The organism is Cohnella abietis (genome assembly GCF_004295585.1).
Lineage (GTDB): Bacteria > Bacillota > Bacilli > Paenibacillales > Paenibacillaceae > Cohnella > Cohnella abietis.
This window is the reverse complement of sequence record NZ_AP019400.1, coordinates 3,489,212-3,508,051: the sequence shown is the minus strand read 5'-3', so window position 1 is coordinate 3,508,051 and position 18,840 is coordinate 3,489,212. Positions and strand designations below refer to the sequence as shown.

The 18,840-nt window shown below is 45.6% G+C and carries 20 protein-coding genes; 3 read left to right on the top strand and 17 right to left on the bottom strand.

The window, feature by feature from the left end; all coding sequences use genetic code 11:
- Positions 1–101: 101 nt before the first annotated feature.
- The 10 genes from KCTCHS21_RS15095 to KCTCHS21_RS31145 all read right to left on the bottom strand — a co-directional run bounded on the left by KCTCHS21_RS15095 (position 102) and on the right by KCTCHS21_RS31145 (position 8,932).
- Positions 102–1,124, bottom strand: coding sequence for a 23S rRNA (cytidine(2498)-2'-O)-methyltransferase RlmM (locus KCTCHS21_RS15095; protein WP_130609740.1), 1,023 nt, complete (start codon positions 1,122–1,124; stop codon positions 102–104).
- Positions 1,124–1,900, bottom strand: coding sequence for an ABC transporter ATP-binding protein (locus tag KCTCHS21_RS15090; RefSeq protein WP_130609737.1), 777 nt, complete (start codon positions 1,898–1,900; stop codon positions 1,124–1,126). The genes KCTCHS21_RS15095 and KCTCHS21_RS15090 overlap by 1 nt, the downstream gene beginning before the upstream one ends.
- Positions 1,900–2,217 (bottom strand): thioredoxin family protein, encoded by a 318-nt coding sequence (locus tag KCTCHS21_RS15085; protein WP_130609734.1) that lies wholly within the window; start codon positions 2,215–2,217, stop codon positions 1,900–1,902. The genes KCTCHS21_RS15090 and KCTCHS21_RS15085 overlap by 1 nt, the downstream gene beginning before the upstream one ends.
- Positions 2,210–2,557 carry a cyclic-phosphate processing receiver domain-containing protein gene (locus KCTCHS21_RS15080; protein ID WP_130609731.1) on the bottom strand — a complete coding sequence of 116 codons (348 nt, stop codon included), beginning with the start codon at positions 2,555–2,557 and terminating at the stop codon, positions 2,210–2,212. The genes KCTCHS21_RS15085 and KCTCHS21_RS15080 overlap by 8 nt, the downstream gene beginning before the upstream one ends.
- Before the next feature lie 2 nt (positions 2,558–2,559).
- Complete coding sequence (locus KCTCHS21_RS15075) at positions 2,560–3,396, bottom strand: deoxyribonuclease IV (RefSeq protein ID WP_130609728.1); 837 nt, start codon at positions 3,394–3,396, stop codon at positions 2,560–2,562.
- 4 nt (positions 3,397–3,400) lie between these two features.
- Positions 3,401–4,219 (bottom strand): bifunctional DNA-formamidopyrimidine glycosylase/DNA-(apurinic or apyrimidinic site) lyase, encoded by an 819-nt coding sequence (mutM, locus tag KCTCHS21_RS15070; protein ID WP_130609725.1) that lies wholly within the window; start codon positions 4,217–4,219, stop codon positions 3,401–3,403.
- A 39-nt stretch (positions 4,220–4,258) separates the two neighbouring features.
- Complete coding sequence (locus KCTCHS21_RS15065) at positions 4,259–5,101, bottom strand: HAD-IIA family hydrolase (protein WP_232058201.1); 843 nt, start codon at positions 5,099–5,101, stop codon at positions 4,259–4,261.
- 6 nt (positions 5,102–5,107) lie between these two features.
- Positions 5,108–6,409, bottom strand: a complete 1,302-nt coding sequence (locus KCTCHS21_RS15060; RefSeq protein ID WP_130609722.1) for a ribonuclease H-like domain-containing protein — start codon at positions 6,407–6,409, stop codon at positions 5,108–5,110.
- Positions 6,406–8,691 carry a DEAD/DEAH box helicase gene (locus tag KCTCHS21_RS15055; protein ID WP_130609718.1) on the bottom strand — a complete coding sequence of 762 codons (2,286 nt, stop codon included), beginning with the start codon at positions 8,689–8,691 and terminating at the stop codon, positions 6,406–6,408. Before KCTCHS21_RS15055 ends, KCTCHS21_RS15060 begins: the two co-directional genes overlap by 4 nt.
- Before the next feature lie 70 nt (positions 8,692–8,761).
- Positions 8,762–8,932, bottom strand: coding sequence for a hypothetical protein (locus tag KCTCHS21_RS31145; RefSeq protein ID WP_162309333.1), 171 nt, complete (start codon positions 8,930–8,932; stop codon positions 8,762–8,764).
- A 49-nt stretch (positions 8,933–8,981) separates the two neighbouring features.
- Here KCTCHS21_RS31145 and tlp point away from each other — a divergent pair, with 49 nt between their 5' ends.
- Positions 8,982–9,209, top strand: coding sequence for a small acid-soluble spore protein Tlp (gene tlp / locus KCTCHS21_RS15050; protein ID WP_130609715.1), 228 nt, complete (start codon positions 8,982–8,984; stop codon positions 9,207–9,209).
- Between the two features lie 58 nt (positions 9,210–9,267).
- Here the strand turns inward: tlp and metH are convergent, their stop codons facing one another.
- The 5 genes from metH to KCTCHS21_RS15025 all read right to left on the bottom strand — a co-directional run bounded on the left by metH (position 9,268) and on the right by KCTCHS21_RS15025 (position 15,110).
- A complete protein-coding gene (metH, locus tag KCTCHS21_RS15045; protein WP_130609712.1) occupies positions 9,268–12,723 on the bottom strand; it encodes a methionine synthase in 3,456 nt (1,151 codons plus the stop codon).
- A gap of 246 nt (positions 12,724–12,969) precedes the next feature.
- Complete coding sequence (locus tag KCTCHS21_RS15040; protein WP_130609709.1) at positions 12,970–13,767, bottom strand: HAD family hydrolase; 798 nt, start codon at positions 13,765–13,767, stop codon at positions 12,970–12,972.
- 12 nt (positions 13,768–13,779) lie between these two features.
- Entirely contained in the window at positions 13,780–14,298 is a 519-nt protein-coding gene (locus tag KCTCHS21_RS15035; RefSeq protein ID WP_130609706.1) for a hypothetical protein, read from the bottom strand.
- Between the two features lie 106 nt (positions 14,299–14,404).
- Entirely contained in the window at positions 14,405–14,590 is a 186-nt protein-coding gene (locus tag KCTCHS21_RS15030; protein WP_130609703.1) for a DUF896 domain-containing protein, read from the bottom strand.
- Positions 14,591–14,810: 220 nt separating this feature from the next.
- Complete coding sequence (locus tag KCTCHS21_RS15025; protein ID WP_157994052.1) at positions 14,811–15,110, bottom strand: LysM peptidoglycan-binding domain-containing protein; 300 nt, start codon at positions 15,108–15,110, stop codon at positions 14,811–14,813.
- Positions 15,111–15,380: 270 nt separating this feature from the next.
- Here KCTCHS21_RS15025 and lexA point away from each other — a divergent pair, with 270 nt between their 5' ends.
- Entirely contained in the window at positions 15,381–16,004 is a 624-nt protein-coding gene (gene lexA / locus KCTCHS21_RS15020) for a transcriptional repressor LexA (protein WP_130609697.1), read from the top strand.
- Positions 16,005–16,122: 118 nt separating this feature from the next.
- Positions 16,123–16,317 carry a DUF6199 family natural product biosynthesis protein gene (locus KCTCHS21_RS15015; protein ID WP_130609694.1) on the top strand — a complete coding sequence of 65 codons (195 nt, stop codon included), beginning with the start codon at positions 16,123–16,125 and terminating at the stop codon, positions 16,315–16,317.
- Positions 16,318–16,396: 79 nt separating this feature from the next.
- On the opposite strand, the gene KCTCHS21_RS15010 is transcribed toward KCTCHS21_RS15015, so the two are convergent.
- Positions 16,397–17,224, bottom strand: a complete 828-nt coding sequence (locus KCTCHS21_RS15010) for a VanW family protein (protein WP_130609692.1) — start codon at positions 17,222–17,224, stop codon at positions 16,397–16,399.
- A gap of 118 nt (positions 17,225–17,342) precedes the next feature.
- Entirely contained in the window at positions 17,343–17,792 is a 450-nt protein-coding gene (locus KCTCHS21_RS15005; RefSeq protein ID WP_130609689.1) for a hypothetical protein, read from the bottom strand.
- Between the last annotated feature and the right edge of the window lie 1,048 nt (positions 17,793–18,840).

The window sequence follows — 18,840 nt, the reverse complement described above, 5'->3', positions numbered from 1 at the left end:
CACTTAGATTTTTAAACAAAAAAACCGCATCACGGAGCAGAGCCTAAACTGCTAGGCTTCACCCGGATGCGGGATGCTTTCCCGTCACGGTCTTATCATTATTATTTACGTTTCACCCACATTGTAACTTCTTCGCGATTATGAAACAACTGCTTCACTTTGCGAATATCAAAAACCTGTCCGTAATCCTCCATTAAATCCTGAATACTCTGGAATGGTTTACGATGCATCAGCTTAAGCGTAATAATGCCAGAGCCTCCAGCAGATAACACGGGAGCCAGCTCTGAAACGATGCGACAAGTATGATGCGGATCCCAGCTCATATCGCACACAAGCAGATCGAATGATCCTGGTGCAAAAGAGATGTCAGCGGCATTACGACGCATATGTCTCAACCTCGGATGCAATTCTAGCGAGGGATCCATCTCTGCTGGATCCACTGCCGTTACCTTCAGACCTCTCTCCAGTAGCACGGAGGTCCATCCACCAGGAGCTGCCCCTAAATCTAGCGCATAAGAGAATTGATCCAACGGCAAATTAAACGCCCGCTCGGCCTCAAGCAGCTTAAACGCTGCACGGGATATTACTCCCTCGTCCTTCCGGAAGCGGACTGCTCCTCCTGGCCAGTCAGATAAATTGTCACTCGGCAATGAGCAGCCCATATAAATCATTTTTTTCGAGGCATAAATAGATACGATCCAATCCGCATCACGCGCGACGGATTCCCCGCCGAGCTCTTCAATGACAGGGATAATAATATCCCGTCCCTCTGCCGACGAATAAGGAAAAGGACTGCTCTGCTCCTTACGAACTTGAATAGCTACTTTACGCCCTTTCACTCGTTCGCCTAAGGAAGCAGCGTACTCCTTCAAAACTTCAGCCGTCTTATCAGGGCTGTTCATAACATCCTTCTCTGCCTCTATCGGAAAGATGTGACGGAGAAAAATGGGTTCATTCCTGCGAAGGTCTTTAAGAACCTGCTCCGGATCATTGTCCCCAGTCGTGAAAGAGAAGGTTTCCCCTGGCGCTAAACCGGATACCTTCGTACCCTTTATACGCCTTCTCAGCTCTTCCATCGCATAAGGTGCAAATCCTGGATTCGCAGTACTGACATAAGTTATCATTACAAATTCACCTTGCCGACTTCAATCCACGGGCGGTCGTCTCTCCACTTGATATCTAGCGGTAAATCATAAGCTTCATCTAGCTTATCAGTTGTTAGAACGTCTCTCTTAAGACCGGAAGCAACGAGCTTACCTTGTGCCATGAGAGCCACATGCGTAAAGAAAGGAACAATCTCTTCAATGTGATGAGTTACGTATAGAATAGATAATTTCCTTGTAGATAGCTCATTAAGGGCATAAAGAAACTTCTCACGTTCGTATAAATCAAGTCCGGCACAAGGCTCGTCTAGAATAATAAGCTCTGGAGATGCCATCATAGTCCGGGCTAGCAATACTTTCTTGCGTTCCCCTTGTGATAATGTGCTGAAGGGCTGCTCAGCCAATGAGCGCAAGCCAACCCGTTCAAGCTCTATGTAAGCTCGTTCGCGTACCTCGTCTTCAACTTCCTCATAAAAGCGCAAATAAGCAAATGCTCCGCTAGCAACGATTTCCCATACAGGGTCGCGCAGCGTCATTTTTTCGATTAAGGAAGGACTAATATACCCGATTCTCTTACGCATTTCCCTTACGTCCACTTGACCGTACCGGTTTCCTAACACGTCGATCGTGCCTGATGTCGGGAATAAATAACCCGTTATCATTTCCAATATAGTGGACTTTCCACAGCCATTGCGTCCTAGTAATGTCCAATGCTCTCCCGGATTTATCTTGAGATCAACACCACGGAGTATTTCACGCTCTCCACGACGAAATGTTAAGCCTTGTAAATGTATCATTACCTATCCCTCTCAATCCTTAGACGCTCCACCAATTCCGTAACGGAAGGGAAACGATATTGTTTACTTGATGTACCATCCTTGCTTTTTATTAAAAGACAAGGCACGCTTTCAATCTGAAATTGCTGTGCCAGATCGGGCATTATATTAATGTTCGCTGACATCATACTTATCTCTGGAACGATTTCTGTTGCAACACTTAACATACGACGCGCAGCCTGGCAGGTGCCGCATAACGGTGTGTGGATGAATAATGCAAATGGAGCAGAAGTAAATGTCCACTCTTTTTTCCAATTAGTAGGCTTCCACTCACGCATTATGGCTTTTCCCAGCAGCGGCTTCCTCTAATACACTCGCAGGCATAGGTCCATCATGAATGATGACACCTACCGGATTAGCCGCTCTTAATTCATGGACCATCTGCGCTCTCCCCATGTGGCTAGAGGAATGAACGAATATTTGCTTCGGGTACTTTCCACTCACAATCATCGAACGAACGACTGCCATTCCATTAGGCTCACCCAAGCCTAACTCGAAATCGAGTGAAAGTAGATTGACATCCATTTCTGCCAGCAATAACGAGCAAGCCTCTGCTGATCGAGCCACAACAAATCCCTGCGGACATGACCTAATGTCATCTAAATAAACATTTATCATAATTAATCCTCCTTGCCGAGAGTACGAACCAGCTTGATCTGGTCCCGATGAGTCCCGTCTTCGCCAGCTGGCGTTTCCAATATCATAGGAATTTGGCTAAGCTCCGGGGTTAACAATAGCTCTTGGAAGCCTTCCTTGCCAATCCAGCCTTCGGCAATCGCCGCATGGCGATCCTTACGCGAGCCAGATGGATAACGAGCATCGTTTAAGTGAATGGCTTTTACATGCTCCCAGAAGCCAAGCTGTCTAGTACGTTCCACGAACTCCTGCCACTTACCCGTCTGCCACTGCCCGCTTGCGAACAAATGACAAGTATCCAAACAAAATCCAACCTTCTTGGGTGCTAGCAGCATGGACCGGATTTGCATAAGCTCCTCAGGTGTCATTCCCATATTACCGTGATCCCCCGCCTGATTCTCAAGAAGAATAAGCGCATTCCCGTTCCAGAGCGAAGTAACACTATTTATCCATTGTATTATATTTCGATAGCCCTGTAACAGGTCTTTACCCTTATAATTACCAAAATGGACAACAACTCCAAGGGAGCCACAGGCTTCAGCAATAGCCAAATCATTAAGCGTGCATAACGCCATCCTCTGAGCTGGCTCCCCTTCTGAAGCAGGGTTAACAACATAAGGACCATGCGCGATGGAAAGAACATCGTTGGCTCTGCACCATACGGCGCATTTCTCTGCATCATCTTTGTTGAAGCTCTTAGGCTCTAGCGTGCGGGGGTTTTTCGGAAAATACTGAAAGGCGTTGCCACCTATAGCTACCGCATGCTCTGCGGCTTTGCGAAATCCGAATCTGGTGCTCACATGGCTGCCGACCCTTGTCATCTATCTAGTCTTCCTTCTGACAAGTTGGGCAATAGAACATTTTACGTCCTGTTAACGTTTCAAACTTGATTTCTGTGCCGCAAACGAAGCATGGCTCGCCTTTACGGTCATAGACCTTGCATTGCTCATTAAATCCACCAGTTACTGTATCGTCCGGAGTTAGCGGATGCTCCATGTAACCGCCTGCTTGAGTTGCCTCTGTAAGCACTTTACGTATGGAATGGTAAATACGCTCTACAGATGTATCATCTAAGCTGCTTACTGCGGCAGCAGGATGTATTTGCGCATCGAAGCAAATTTCGTCGCTGTAGCAGTTTCCGATTCCGGCAAGAAAGCGTTGGTCGGCAAGTGTTGTTTTTAATTTACCTTTTTTCCCTGCTACTCGTTTCCTGAACGCCTCTAACGTTAGACGCGAATCGAATGGATCTGGACCAAGCTCCTTCATCTGCTCGATAGCGACCTTAGCCGTAATACGGTGAAGATATCCAAGACGCAAGCCGCCAAAGTACAGCGAATTACCATCTGCGAAAGTTAATATAACTTGAAAATGACTATCCTTCTTAGGACCCTGCTCACCATATGCAAGCCATCCGCCAAGCATAAGATGAAGGTGTAGACGATGACCATCATCAAGATGGAACAATAGATGCTTCCCTCTCCGCTCAACGAATAGAATAATACGACCAATTAAGGCATCCTTGAACACTTCAACATCCTCATTAATCGTTGCAGGACGATTTACAGCTACACCACTTATCCTCTGACCACATAGTAGTGGGGATAACTGCGAACGATAATGCTCCATTTCCGGTAATTCCGGCATTTGCTTTCTTCCCTTCTGCTCATACTTGACTATTGTGATCTAGATCAATAAATCGTTAAGTAAAGACTCTAATTGCTCCGGTCCTTCGCATACAGCATCCGGCGATACGCCTGCAGCAGCACAATGCTCCTGCCAGTTTTCCTTCGTGCAGAGCCCTGTCAAGACAAGTATTGAAGGACAGCCTACATTCTTGGCCGCTGCCAAATCGGTATAGGGATTATCTCCAATTACCCACGTTTGCTCCGATGACGTTCCGGATAGCTCCAGAGAGTAATCCATGAGAATGTTAGAAGGCTTTCCAATGACGACAGGATCTACACCTGTCGCCGCTTGTAAGACTGCGCCAAGACTTCCCGCTCCCGGGAGAAATCCTCCATCTGTCGGAAGAAGACGGTCGGGATTAGTTTGGATGAAGACAGCGCCATTCAACAGATGCTTAACCGCTGCCGTCAGCTGACTATAATGCAATTGACGATCGAGCCCCTGAACCACGATGGTAGCATTCCGATCAGTCTGCTTCTCATCAATGAGATAAAGGCCTGCATGTGTAAGAGCCTCTCGCAACCCATGCTCTCCTATAACATAAGTATCGGCACCGGGATATAGCTTCGTTACATAATAGGCTGCTGCCATCGCAGAGGTGACGATTGCATCTTCTTCTGCTGGAATACCCATCAACCTTAAATGCTCAGCCACCTCAATAGGAGCACGTGTAGAATTATTCGTAACATACAGGATAGGTATTTCTCTATGTAGAAGACCGGATATTAATTGATCTGCTCCCGGTATTCTTTCATTACCACGATATAACGTACCATCAAGATCAAACAATAACGCTTGTGGTACTGGATGCTCCTTGAGCCGATTAAGTATGAAATTCAAGCTGACTTACACCCTTTCGCGCGATACTTTGTCTCTCAGCCTTGCGACCCGGTGCAATAAAGCTTCCTTCTCTTCTTTACGCTTCGCTGCATCACTTATTAAGCGAGCTCGACGGTGACCTAATTCTAAAGCCTTTTCCGCAAAGGTTAAGGCCGTTAACAATTGTTTATTTCGATGCTCGTAATACATAGCTAGCTCAACATGCGCATCCAGCTTAGGGAGTAAGGAGTCTTCCGCTTTCTCAGCTGCTCTTCTCCACAGTGGCAATGCCTGCTCATACTGACCAGCCTTCTTGTATCTCGCTGCTAACGCTAAGCTCCAGCCAGTGCTATCGCCCAGCTCATCCATCTTGCCCAGAAGAGCAAACAAATGCTCAGCAGGAGTCGTCGCCCCATGCTTCTCTAACCAGCATGCCGTTCGAAATAGCTCCTCACCTTCAGGTAGCTCCGATTGTTCATCGACACTAGTCGTCCCGCTTAACAATAACCCGAAATGAACGGCTAGGGAAGCTAATGTAAGGACATCCTGCTCATTATGAGTATATACCCCATGCAAGTGAGTAGGGTTTCCATCACTTAGATATTGAAAATAAAGAGCGGGAGCAAGCGAGCCGGGCACATCGTGACCTCTGTGAATGCCTAGCCGAGCTTCCTCTACCATGCTGAGCTTACACGAGGGAAGCGTATTACGCCAAAGCGCCCGCGAAGGATGAAGAAAATCGAGATGGCCCGGCTCAGGTCCGCTTCTTCGCCATCCGTTAAGAATGAATCGATTGACAAGCACCGGCCAGTCAAAGGTTCTGCCGTTGTAGGTAACCAAGTGACTCTTATCCTTCATATGACCGAGCAAATACGTTAGCATCGCCTTCTCCTCACCTGGATGGCGAATCAGCGTCTGCTCAACTACGAAAGCTTGCTCGGTATAATAGCCGAAGCCGATCATAAACGGAACATTACCCGTTCCCACACCGAGACCCGTCGTTTCCGTATCCAAGAATAGCAGCTTGTGGACTTCAATGGGCTCGCTTTGTTCATTATTTTGTTTTACAGCTACAGCATGCAAATATGGAGCATTAGATATGAGATCGGATAATTCATGGCGCCCATGATAATACGGCAAAGGGTACACAACCCGACGTAGAAGAAACTGACCCTGTTCGTTGCTCTGCAGCTCAACTCCGATCTGACGAAATCCATCCGCTAAGCCGTCCTCTTCAGCCTGAACAGCCGATTCTGGTGAAGCTTGCTCCTTGGAAGCTTCCTTTGACTCCGTACGAAGCCGCCCTAACCTCTCTCTAAGCCCGCTCATTCGCTTGCCCTCAGCCCCTGTAGTAGTGACAGTGCTAAATCCTTACCAAGCAATCCGACCTCTTCAATCGGCCCTACACAAGCCGGACAGCCGCTCAAGCAGCCACAGCCATGGATAAGTCGTTGCGCTTCCTCCAACAGCTCCTCATGCTTCTCGTACAAGCGCTGGCTAAGTCCTATTCCACCGGGATAACGATCATAGAAGTAGATCGTCGGTCTCTTCGTGTGCAAAGCCTTAACCTGAGGAACTACTCGAATGTCCATAGGATCGCACATTAGGTGGAGCGGCGCTAGATGTATAAGGACATTCGCTAATCCAAGCAATGCCATCTGCATATCGTTAGCACTTCTCTTGCCTGACTCCTCTTCGGAGAAAGAGAACCAGTAACCACTAGTGTGTAAAATTTCTTCGGGCAGGTGGATGGGACCGGAGCCTATGTTCTCATGGGTTCTCAAGCGGATCTTCTTGAAAATAGTTGGTTTAGCCATAACCGTAACTTCTCCGTATTGTCGCTGTAGCGGTCCGATATTCGATTCCAGATCAACGTGGAGTACCTTAAGCTCAACCGCCAAGCTCGCATCTGTGAAATAATCAACATTAACTTCACGCACGTATGCTTTTTTCTCCGGATAATCCAGCTTCTCTACTTGATATTGTACCCCTTCATGAAGATATATCGCTTCTTCGTGAATTAACGTAGGCGCACCGAACCGATCCACCTCACCAATAACGCGATGACCAGCTGTTTGATCGATGATGATGAAGTTTTCCTGTGCAGCCGATCTCAAGGAAATGCCATGAGCGGGGAACGCCTGCTCCATCCAGTACCACCTGCTCCCCACTCTATGCAGCACCTTCTCCTCTGCTAGAAACTCAAGCAGATCGGTCAGCTTCTCCCCGCCGAACGTATCTCCCTCTTCGAAAGGAAGCTCATAGGCGGCGCATTTCAAATGATCGAGCAGAATAAGCAAATTATCTGGATGAATTCGTGCCTCCTCAGGAGGACGCCCTAAGAAGTAATCTGGATTCTGAATCAAATACTGATCAAGTGGGTTACTGCTAGCTACAAGGAAGGTAACGGAGCTGCCCTGCCTACGGCCTGCTCGTCCTGATTGCTGCCAAGTACTAGCAATCGTTCCTGGATAACCATTTAACACACAAGCTTGCAGCTGCCCGATATCTATTCCCAATTCAAGAGCGTTCGTACTCACTACGCCGCGAATTTCACCACTGCGCAAGCCTCGTTCAATTTCCCGGCGGAGCTTAGGTAAATAACCTCCCCGATATCCGCGGATGGATTTCGTTCCAAGCTCATTCTTAATATTTTCTTGCAGATAGGTTAGCAGTATTTCCACTCTTACTCGACTTCTTGCGAATACGATCGTCTGAATGCCACTCTTCAGCAGCATAGCAGCAAGCTTCTGGGATTCAAGCACACTGCTGCGACGGATACCAAGCTGCTTATTAACAACAGGTGGATTGTAGAAAACCATATGCTTCTCCCCTGAAGGGGCTCCATTGTCGTCAACGAGCGTAACGTTTTCGCCTATTAGCCGTTCCGCATGCTCCTGCGGATTGCGAATTGTCGCAGATGCACATAGAAACTGCGGCTCACTACCGTAGAACCGACATATCCTCTTCAGCCTACGAATGACGTTGGCAACATGGCTTCCGAATACTCCGCGATAGGCGTGTAATTCATCAATAATAATATACTTGATATTTTCAAACAGCTTAACCCATTTTGTATGATGCGGCAATATCGCCGAATGCAGCATGTCCGGGTTCGTGACCACGATATGACCTGCATTACGAATAGCCTGCCTTACCGTTGGCGGCGTGTCCCCATCATACGTGTGCGTCTTAATATCGACTTCCATCAAGTTGGCAAGCTCCTGCAGCTCAGCTACCTGATCCTGAGCTAGCGCCTTCGTAGGGAACAAATAGAGCGCCCTGGCGCTATCGTCCTCTAATAACCGCTGAATTACAGGCAGGTTATAGCAAAGTGTCTTACCCGATGCCGTAGGAGTGACAGTTACTACATGATTACCACCAGCAACGGCGGTAAAAGATGACGCTTGGTGCGTATATAGTTGGGTAATCCCCTTCTGGCTAAGTGCATGGGCCAGCTTAGGGTGTATATTCTCTGGAAGCTCAATTGTACGTGCAGGACGAGCCGGCGTCGTATGCCAGTACGTCACATTTTCCATCAGCTCAGGTCGGCTTCGCAGCAGCCCGAGCCACTCCTCCACCGACTCCGTTTTTTCCGTCCACGGATTCATGGCCATTCTCCTAAATTCATAATACTTACATTGTACAGAATACATGTTCGCACGGCAACGGGAGCTTCAATCAGTTGTTCGACATTTTGATGGTATTGTCCGGTGAAGAAGCCCCTCTATTCGTACGGATGACTCCCATTGCGACATTTCGTGTCGCCTCCTGCGCTTTCCCGGGAAAGTAAACAAAACGGAAAATATATTTCCTGATCCACTCCGAATAGTAGCCCACTGAAATATACATACTATTCGATGGGAAAAACCCGTTAGCTTAACATAAGGAGAGATCTTAAATGGCAAACCCGGATGACCGCTCAGATAACGCGGCAAAGCTACAAGATGCTAAACAAAATACAATAGAAAATCTTGAGGAATCTGAGCACTATCTGGACGAGCATTCCGAAGAGCTTAATCCTCAAGAAGCTCAAACACTCGCGAAGAAAAATGAAGGTCGGCGCAATGCTATTTCTAGCTTTGAGAACGAGATAGCAGATGAGTCCGAGTCAAATTCCAACGAATAATTAAAAATTCCCGAGTGGACAAACCTTTACGGTCTGTTCATTCGGGAATTTTTCTATTTTAAACCTTCTCCACGTTAAAGTATTGCGCCTCTGGATGAGCGAACACCATTGCGGATACCGATGCCTCTGGCTCCATCATGAAGCCTTCCGTCAAATGAATGCCGATATCCTCTGGCTTCATGAGCTCGAACAACGGTCCTTGATCCTCTAGATCGGGACATGCAGGGTAGCCGAATGACACCCGTATTCCCTGATAACGTGCGCCAAACCGTCTCTTCATGGTCATGTCCGCAGGATCTGGGAAGCCCCAGCTATCTCTCATAATTTGATGCACACGTTCGGCTAGCCCTTCAGCTACTTCTAACGCGGTCGCTAACAAAGCATGGGAACGAAGATAATCTCCACTTTCCTTCCACTTCTCGCCCTGCTCTCGAGCACCTTGACCAGCAGTAACTACAAGGAAGCCTACACTGTCCATTACGCCGCTCTCAACAGACTTAAGGAAATCCGCGAGGCAGAGGAACGGCTCCACTTGCTGACGCGGGAAGGAGAATCGCTTCAACACTTGAGAGAGATTATCCGGATCATAGATAAGGATGTCATTGCCATCAGACTGAGCAGGGAAAAACCTGTACATCGCTTGTGGGTTCAACCAGCCTTCAGACTGTGACTGCCTCATAATATCATCAACCGTTGCTTTAAGATTGATTGTCCTCTCGTCTCCGGAAGCGATAAGCTCCTCAACATTGCCTTTAAGACCAAGATGGTGTCCAAGCAGCATCTGTAGATTGACGTAAGGAAGCACATGCGTCATCGGGTAATCCCGCAATACATGGCGATTGTAATCCGGTGGTGTGAACAATTGCGCATCTTGAGAGATGTTTGATTTACGCGCCCGGGTTAGCTCAGGGAGCTCTGGCTTCGGTTTAGCCGCTTCCTCCGCCAGTGCAGCTTGCGCTGCCCAATGCTCTTCAATAATACGTGCACGATGACCTGGATCGCTCAGCTTGTTCGCGATATCCAATCCATCCATAGCATCCTTCGCATACAACACGATACCATCGTACTCAGGTGCAATTCTGTTTTTCGTAAATTTACGTGTCAGTGCAGCCCCACCAACGAGAATCGGTGCATCTATGCCCGCTGTACGTAAATCTTGTGCTGTAATAACCATCTGCTGTGCCGATTTAACGAGCAAGCCAGATAGCCCAATGGCGTCAGGACTTTCTTTACGAGCAGCTTCGATGATTTGATCTGGTGGTACTTTAATGCCTAGATTTATTATTTTGTAGCCGTTATTCGATAGAATGATCTCCACCAGATTTTTACCGATATCATGAACGTCGCCCTTAACAGTAGCTAGAAGGATTTTGCCTTTAACGGCAGACTCATTTTTCTCCATGTGAGGCTCAAGCTGAGCAACAGAAGCTTTCATAACCTCTGCGCTTTGCAGCACCTCTGCGACGATCAGCTCATTGTTATTGAACAAACGGCCGACCTCTTCCATCCCAGCCATGAGTGGACCGTTAATAATTTCAAGCGGTGCATACTTGCCCATCGCTGCGTCCAGATCGATGCTTAGGCCTTCCTTCGTGCCTTCAACAACGTAACCAGCTAGACGCTCTTCAAGAGTGAGATTAGAGATCTTCTCCTTCTTCTGGGCCTTCTTGTTCCGGAATGCAGCAACGAACGCTGCCAGAGTTTCATCGTTCGTATTGTAAATTAACTCTTCTGCCAGACGGCGCTCTTCCTCTGGAATAGAAGCGTACCGCTCAAGCTTCTCTGTGTTCACAATGGCGTAATCTAGACCAGCCTTCGTGCTGTGATACAGATAAACCGAGTTCAGAACTTCCCGACCTGCATCTGGCAAGCCGAATGAGATATTACTAAGTCCGAGTATCGTTTTGGCTTTTGGATATTTTTCCTTAATCATCCGAATGCCTTCAATCGTCTCAACAGCCGAACCGATATATTGCGGGTCACCAGAACCAACAGGGAACATATTCGGGTCAAAAATGATGTCCTCAGGATTCATCCCGTACTTATTAACGAGTAGCTCATAGGATCGAGTAGCAACTTCCATCTTAGCTTCTCGTGTAACTGCCTGTCCGCGCTCATCGATTAGAATACATACGACCGCTGCGCCATATCGATGAATAAGGGGAAGAATTTTCTCGAACTTCACTTCTCCATCCTCAAGGTTAATGGAGTTAATTATCGCTTTACCCTGAGAATATTTAAGACCTAGCTCAATAATATGGTCGTAGGTGGAATCGAGCATAATCGGCACTTTGATTTTTTTCGTGACCATAGGTAGAAATTGGTTGACGGCATATTCCTCATCAATATCTGTATCCTGAAGATTAATATCAACGACGTGCGCTCCACCCTTTACTTGTAAACGGGCAATTTCGGAGGCTTCATCAAATTTACCTTCTTGAATAAGACGCTTGAATTTACGGGAACCGGATATATTTGTTCTTTCCCCAATCATAATGGGGCGATTATCCTCTTCAATATAAACCGTATCAATACCGGATACCGCTGCTGGATGATCACCCTCCATTTTCCTCGGGGCAATATCTTTCATCGCATCCGCCATCGCCGCAATATGGGCTGGTGTCGTACCACAGCATCCTCCAGCGATGTTCAGCCATCCTTGCTCTGCAAAGCCCTTAAGCTTCTTTGCAAGCGATTCTGGAGACTCATGATAATGTCCGTTCTCATCTGGAAGACCGGCATTCGGATAACAGCTAACTGCAGTATTCGCTAATCCAGACAGTGTCCGAATATGGTCACGCATGAATTCAGGTCCAGTTGCGCAGTTAAGACCCATAGATACTGGTTTAAGATGCTCTAATGAAATGTAGAAGGATTCGATGCTTTGACCAGCTAGCGTAGTACCCATTGGCTCAATCGTACCGCTGATCATAATAGGAAGCTCGTAGCCCATAGTCGTAAATGCTTGGCGTGTACCGATGCTGGCTGCTTTTACGTTTAACGTATCTTGGCATGTCTCAATGAGGATGCAGTCGACATCGCCTTCCATGAGTGCAAGTACCTGCTCCTCATAATCTTTAATCAGTTGATCGAAAGTAACTCCACCGGTAACAGATAGCGTCTTCGTAGTCGGTCCTAAGGCGCCTGCTACGAATCGTGGTCTATCAGGTGTAGAGTATTTATCACAAGCATCTCTGGCCAGCTTAGCAGCAGCCAGATTGATTTCTCTAGCCTTCTCAGGAATGTCGTACTCTAAAAGCACTACAGCTGTTGCTCCGAAGGTATTCGTTTCAATAATATCCGCGCCTGCTTCTAAATAAGCTTCGTGTATATTTTGAATGACATCTGGACGTGTCAGTACGAGAATTTCATTACAGCCGTCCATGTCATCGCTGCCGAAATCATCCGCAGTTAGATCAGCCTGTTGAATCATCGTGCCCATCGCACCATCAAGGATTAATATTCTATTCTTTAGTGCCTCTTGCAGAGACGGTTTAGTATGCGTTAAAGTCATAGTCAGTTCTCTTCCCCTGTCTGTCAAATCATTAAACTCTATACTAACAGAATCCTAAACAGACGAAAAGATGCATAGTCTACAGGTTAATGAAATAGGGCTATAACAAAGGCAATAATTCGTATTGGGAAAAAGGGATTATCGAAGGCACCTATCCGTATTCGCCATACTAATGAGCGTTTTATAGAAAAATACAGCCCGCATCCTAATGGATATTGGCTGTATTTTTGTTATGTCAGTTATCATTTAGCTATTTAATTTATGAACGAGGTCGGAAAGCTCGGAAAGACTAGTTATCTCGTAAGAAGGAATAATATCGTCGTTGCGAACAGCATTGTGACGGTTAATCCATACTGAGATTATTCCTGCACGATTAGCGCCAAGAATGTCTGTCGTGAGCTTGTCCCCTACCATAATACACTCGTCGGCCGTAACACCAATTTGTTCCAACGCATGAGCGAACAGCTTAGTAGAAGGCTTGCCCTCACCGAAGCTACCAGATATGACAATAGAATCGAAATAAGGAATGAGATCCGGCATTCCGTCAAGCTTCTCTTGTTGCAAATCTGGAGAACCGTTCGTAAGAAGCAGTAGCTTGTAAGATTCTTTAAGCTCGTCCAATACGGCAAACGTTTCTTCATAGACATACTTCAAGCTACGACGTTTAGCCGGGAATATGTCAGCGAGCTGTTGTCCTAGGCCGGGATTATTAACACCTAGTGCGGCAAGCCCTTGGGTCCATGCATGTACCCGATACTCAGGAGCCAGCTGCTGGAGCTTGCGAAACATCGGGTGCTCGCCACGTTCGAATTTTCCCCACAAAGCCTCAAATGGGTTAATACCAATCATCTGAGTAAAGCCGAAGGTTTCGTATGTTTCATAGATCGCTCTTGCTTCGCGACGAACAGAAGCCTCAAGCTCCTCTTCATTAACTCCAGTTGCCTCTGCAGCGAAACGACAAGTGTCCTTGAAAGCCTCGCTTACGCTACGGTCATCCCATAATAACGTATCATCTAAATCAAATAGTACAGCCTTGACTGACATTATGCCTTCTCCTCACTTGGCTTTTACTTCCCACTCAACATGGTGCAGCTCTGAATATGCTTTTAATCTTTCACTCATAAGACCCAACGGATAGCGATTCATTAAACGTGAAAATACCCAGTTAGCTCCCTTAACGGATTCAACGATAATATAACCCGGTTGAACCGTAATTTTGCGTATTTCCGTTGGTCGCAATGTTTTGTAGCCGGTAAACTTCCGAGTTTCCAGCGTATCACGACTAACCGACAAATAAGGACGACGTAAATAGTAGAAAATGGCCAATACGATATAACAGCCTATCGTCACCCAGAATAGCGTCTGATCCTGCATAAAGTTACTAGACCATGGCTGAGCCATAGTGATATAAAGCAGAATAAGCATGAGCAATAATATCGGAACGATATAATTACGACCTCTAAAACGGTCTATTTGCGGCGCGTTAGGACTGATTCCTTTCTTGCCATCCTTTTTACGGCGTTTGTTAATTTGCTTTGAATTTTTCTCGACCATTCGTTCCCATGAGCGGGACATAAACTTCCTCCTTGTTTTTAACGTATCTCGCTACATAGATGTAGAAGCACGTTATCATCATGATGCTTCATGTGTTAATTATTCATTGTACCTTCTCCCAGCGGCCTCAGTGTTTAATTGTTGGCTCGTCTTCCACGACCTCAATGCGGTCCAATTCCTGGCGGAAGTTCTGCTTGAAGATATCAATATATTGACGACGGAGCTGTTCGCGTTCAGCTAACTCACTCTCGTTCAAGCCCTCGGTTTTATTTTTACGGGATAATTCATTAATTCTGTTAATCAATTTTTCCATGACATTTACACTCCCTTTCTTTAACGATACAGCAAGTAAAAATGCATTATTCTTTTCTAACTCATCTACTCAAAGCACCATGAGCACCCAGTGGGTACTGTAGCCGCTTTTTCTTGCCATCTCTATACTTTGCCATTTCCGCAGATAGGTTGTCAAGAAAGGTGGACAACAAAAAAAGACCGGAAATAGCCGGTCGGGAATAATCGTACCCTGTAGGGGTTTAGGAAACAATTGTAGCTGGAATAATGACTGTCTGTCCTATCGTTAAATCAGAAGTGGCTAATCGATTACGCTTTAATATCTGATGGATCGCTTCCCGGGTATCCAATGTATTCTTCTTATAGGTATTAGCTAACCCCCAGAGCGTATCGCCGCTGTCTATGACAATCACTAGCTCCTCCTGAGTAGCAGGCACGATTGCACTAGAAGAGGCAGAAGTATGTACACGTGCAAAGCCGCTGAAAAGCACGACAAAAGCGAACAAAAAGAACAAGCTTCTTGCCCATTTCCAATTACGCATAACGAGAGTCCCCTTATGCGAAGAAAACCGTCCAGACTTAAAAGAAGCATCATTATTATGTATTGAAGAAAGTGGAGCTGAGCTGGACGTTACCCATAAATGCACCATTAAGTTCACCCCAAACATTTGTTCTGGTAACATCGTAACACGAACATATGTGCTAGTCAACTATTTTAGGAACATTTGTTCTGTAGAACGAATGTTTGTGCGAACTCGAGTTCTGTGCTATAATTTGTCATAATGAAAACTGATACATAGGGAGGGCTTGGCGTGTCCAAGATGTCCAGTCGCCAGAATTCTATACTAGAATTCATCAAGAACGAAGTTCGTGACAAGGGGTATCCCCCTTCCGTCCGTGAAATTGGAGAAGCCGTAGGCTTAGCATCCAGCTCAACCGTACACGGTCATTTAGACCGTCTAGAGAAGAAGGGTTTAATCCGCCGGGATCCTACCAAGCCTCGTGCAATCGAGATTCTTGGGGATGACGATGATTCTGACTATAGATTCTCGTCCTCTGTTAGACCTATCCCCTTACTGGGTAAAGTAACAGCGGGCTTGCCTATTACAGCTACGGAAAACATCGAAGAATATTACCCCCTTCCCATTAGCATGGTAGGCGATCAGCCGGTATTCATGCTATCCGTTATGGGAGACAGTATGATTGATGCTGGTATCCATAATGGTGACTATGTAATCGTTCGTCAGCAGCCTACTGCAACCAACGGCGATATCGTAGTAGCTATGACGGACGATAACGAAGCAACTGTTAAGACCTTCTATAAGGAAAGAGACCATATTCGTCTCCAGCCTGAGAACGCAAGCATGGAACCTATTCGGCTTCCTAATGTCAGCATTCTTGGCAAAGTCATCGGCCTCATTCGTTCTTTCCTGTAAACAAGCCATTATAACTAAACAGGCAACCCCCTCAGACATTCGTCTGGATGGGTTGCCTGTTTTTAATTGGAAACTATTCCCTACATTCCTCGTATAACTAAACAAGGAGCTGATTATTATGATTATCTTCGCTTTCCTGTTCATAGCCATGGCGCTACTTAATATTTTCTTTCCTGCATTCGGCTGGTACTTAAGATATGGCTGGATGGTTAAAGGAGATTCTGAACCCAGTGATGCCTACTTACTCATGAGTAGGATTAGCAGTATTGTTGTCCTAATTGTGTTCCTGTTCGTCGTTCTTCCTAACTTCTAATTAACGATGCTACCTCAAACACTCCTAAAAACGAACGTCTGCATTTTTAATGAGCTCATTTCTCGTTCGTAATATAAGGTTAGCCATCCTTTGCCGTTTCAGATAATAAGGGTGAATACATCATGAGTGCATTATTCTCGGTAATAAATTCATCATCAATCAACTCGCCCGCCTGGTTGAAGACGCTTCGATGAAGTACGTTGCGCCTAACGTAACCTCCCCAATACTGCTGCTCGATGCGATGCTTCTTCTCATAGATTTCGTAGGTATATAATGATTTCTCAACTGCACGCCACTCCCCTCGCAGAACATGATCTTTCAACTCAAGACGAAGCTGATAAAGCGTAGTAGTTGGATTCGAAATCATAAGATCCAAATAATTATAAGCACAAGTCGCCCCACTACCAAAAGGTTGTGTTCGGTTTGTATCCGGAAATGCATCGTAACTATGCCGATGACGTTCCATGACTGCTAGCGGTGTGTGCAACGTCATCCAATAAATCAGGTTCGAAAGCTGGCAAAGACCTCCGCCTATCCCTGGCTTGAAGCCGCCATAAAACAACAACATGCCCGGGACATAACCTTTACGCGCTGTTGTTTTGCCGATAAGCTTCCAGTATGACATCGTTTCACCCGGCGCAAGGAGGAGCCCATTTAGACGCTTAATCGCAAGCGCCAGATTGATTTCTTTGTTATATTGGAGCCACATATCCACGTCCTTTAGCTTCCGAAGCGTTGGTGTTTCATGATGAAATACAATATGTGCAAGTGGGTCTTGTGAGAACGTTCGCGCGAATGGAATACCATCAACCAACCATCTAGCATATCTTCGCCAAGTATAATAAGTTTTCCCGAACATAAGTCGTAGCTTGGATCTCGAAATTGGTTTCTTCATGTCTACATCGATCCTCTCTAGGGGTTCGTTGTGAGGTAACCTTCTTCATATGCAAAGCGTACGCTTTTTATGTATGTGGACTAAATCCTTGGATTCGTTTTTCTGCTTAATTAGAAAGTCATTTTTTCATTTAGTTTGTCTTTCCATTAATATTCCAGTAACCCCCTGATAGTTGTTCATTCATAACTGGAAAAGATGTTCCAGCAACGACTTCACCATTCGCTAAATGTACATAAACTTCAGTCTTACCTTTGGACTTAGCGTTACCACTTTTGTAGTTATCCAATGGGTGATTTTTTACGATAAACTTTTCCACGGATACAGTTTTGCCATATGCCGGTTTAGGGTCGTTTCCAGGGAGAGTCCAGTACATTGAATAAGGTAAAGTTTTGACCATATCTTTTGTTAGAACGTATGTTGAAACATTACTTTCATACGACAAAACTATGTAACCTTCCTTTTCAATATATAATTTTGCGATTTCAGCATTTTCGGTAAGTTCCTGGTTTTCGGTGGCTCTGCACCCAGATAATATCGTTACTACTAATAATAAAATTATACACAGTAACCTCTTTCTCATTGATGAATCGCTCCCTTATTTTCATTAATCCAATTTATTTGGACGAGTGTATGTGTCATAACAACCATTTCTATTTTTCTTTCTCATCTCTTGTTTTATAGGTTCTTTACCAAATAAAACGAATTCACATCAAATTATGTTGCAATTTAGCTGCCCGTTTAAGCTACTATCCTTACCCCTTGTCAAACAATTAACCCCCTTAATAATGTCTTCATTGTATTTTCACAAGCATAAAGCTGAACACCGTCCTTTCACGGCTTTCAACGTTTATGTCGGAGATTATTCAGAAATGGATTGCCTTTCATATGCTTGGCTTGCGTGACTTATGGCTTACGAACTCAGTAACTCTTATTTGATCAAAATCTAATGGTTTTATATTTTAGCGAACTCCACACATCCTATATCAAGTAAAGTAGCACCATTCCTCCTATATTTCACTCAATAGCGCCACTGGAGTTCGTAAGAAAAAATAAGTAGGCAATTTATTGCTAATAAGCACGATACGATTCGTTAGCTAGGAAACACATCCCTCTTGCATGTGCTATGCCTCAGGATAGGTCGTAATCGGTATCCGGATTGTAGTTGGTTGCGAGATGCCGTAGGCGAGATGATAATCGGTAAGCGGATTGTAGTTGACTGCGAGGTGATATAAGCGAGATTGAAATCGGCATACGAATTGTATTGGGTTGCGAGATCCCGTAAGCGAGATCTTATTCGGTATGCGGATTGTAGCGGGATTGGAAATGCCGTAAGCGAGGTAAGCGAGGTCGTAATCGGTATGCGAATTGAAGTGGGTTGCGGATTGCAGCGGAATTAGCGGAAGTTGTGAAATTCGGTGGGAGGGCGATAGGATACGATAGATTATTCTTTGTATTGTCACTACCCTTAATCGATGAGAAAAAGAGGGGATGTATCTCCTGTAGGAGCGAAGCGCTTGCCTTTGAAATCGTGAAATCTCCTATTTAAGAGTTTACCCATTCAGATTTCACGATTTCAACAGCACCCGTAGGGAGATACATCCCCGCAAAAACTACAATCGATTTAAAAT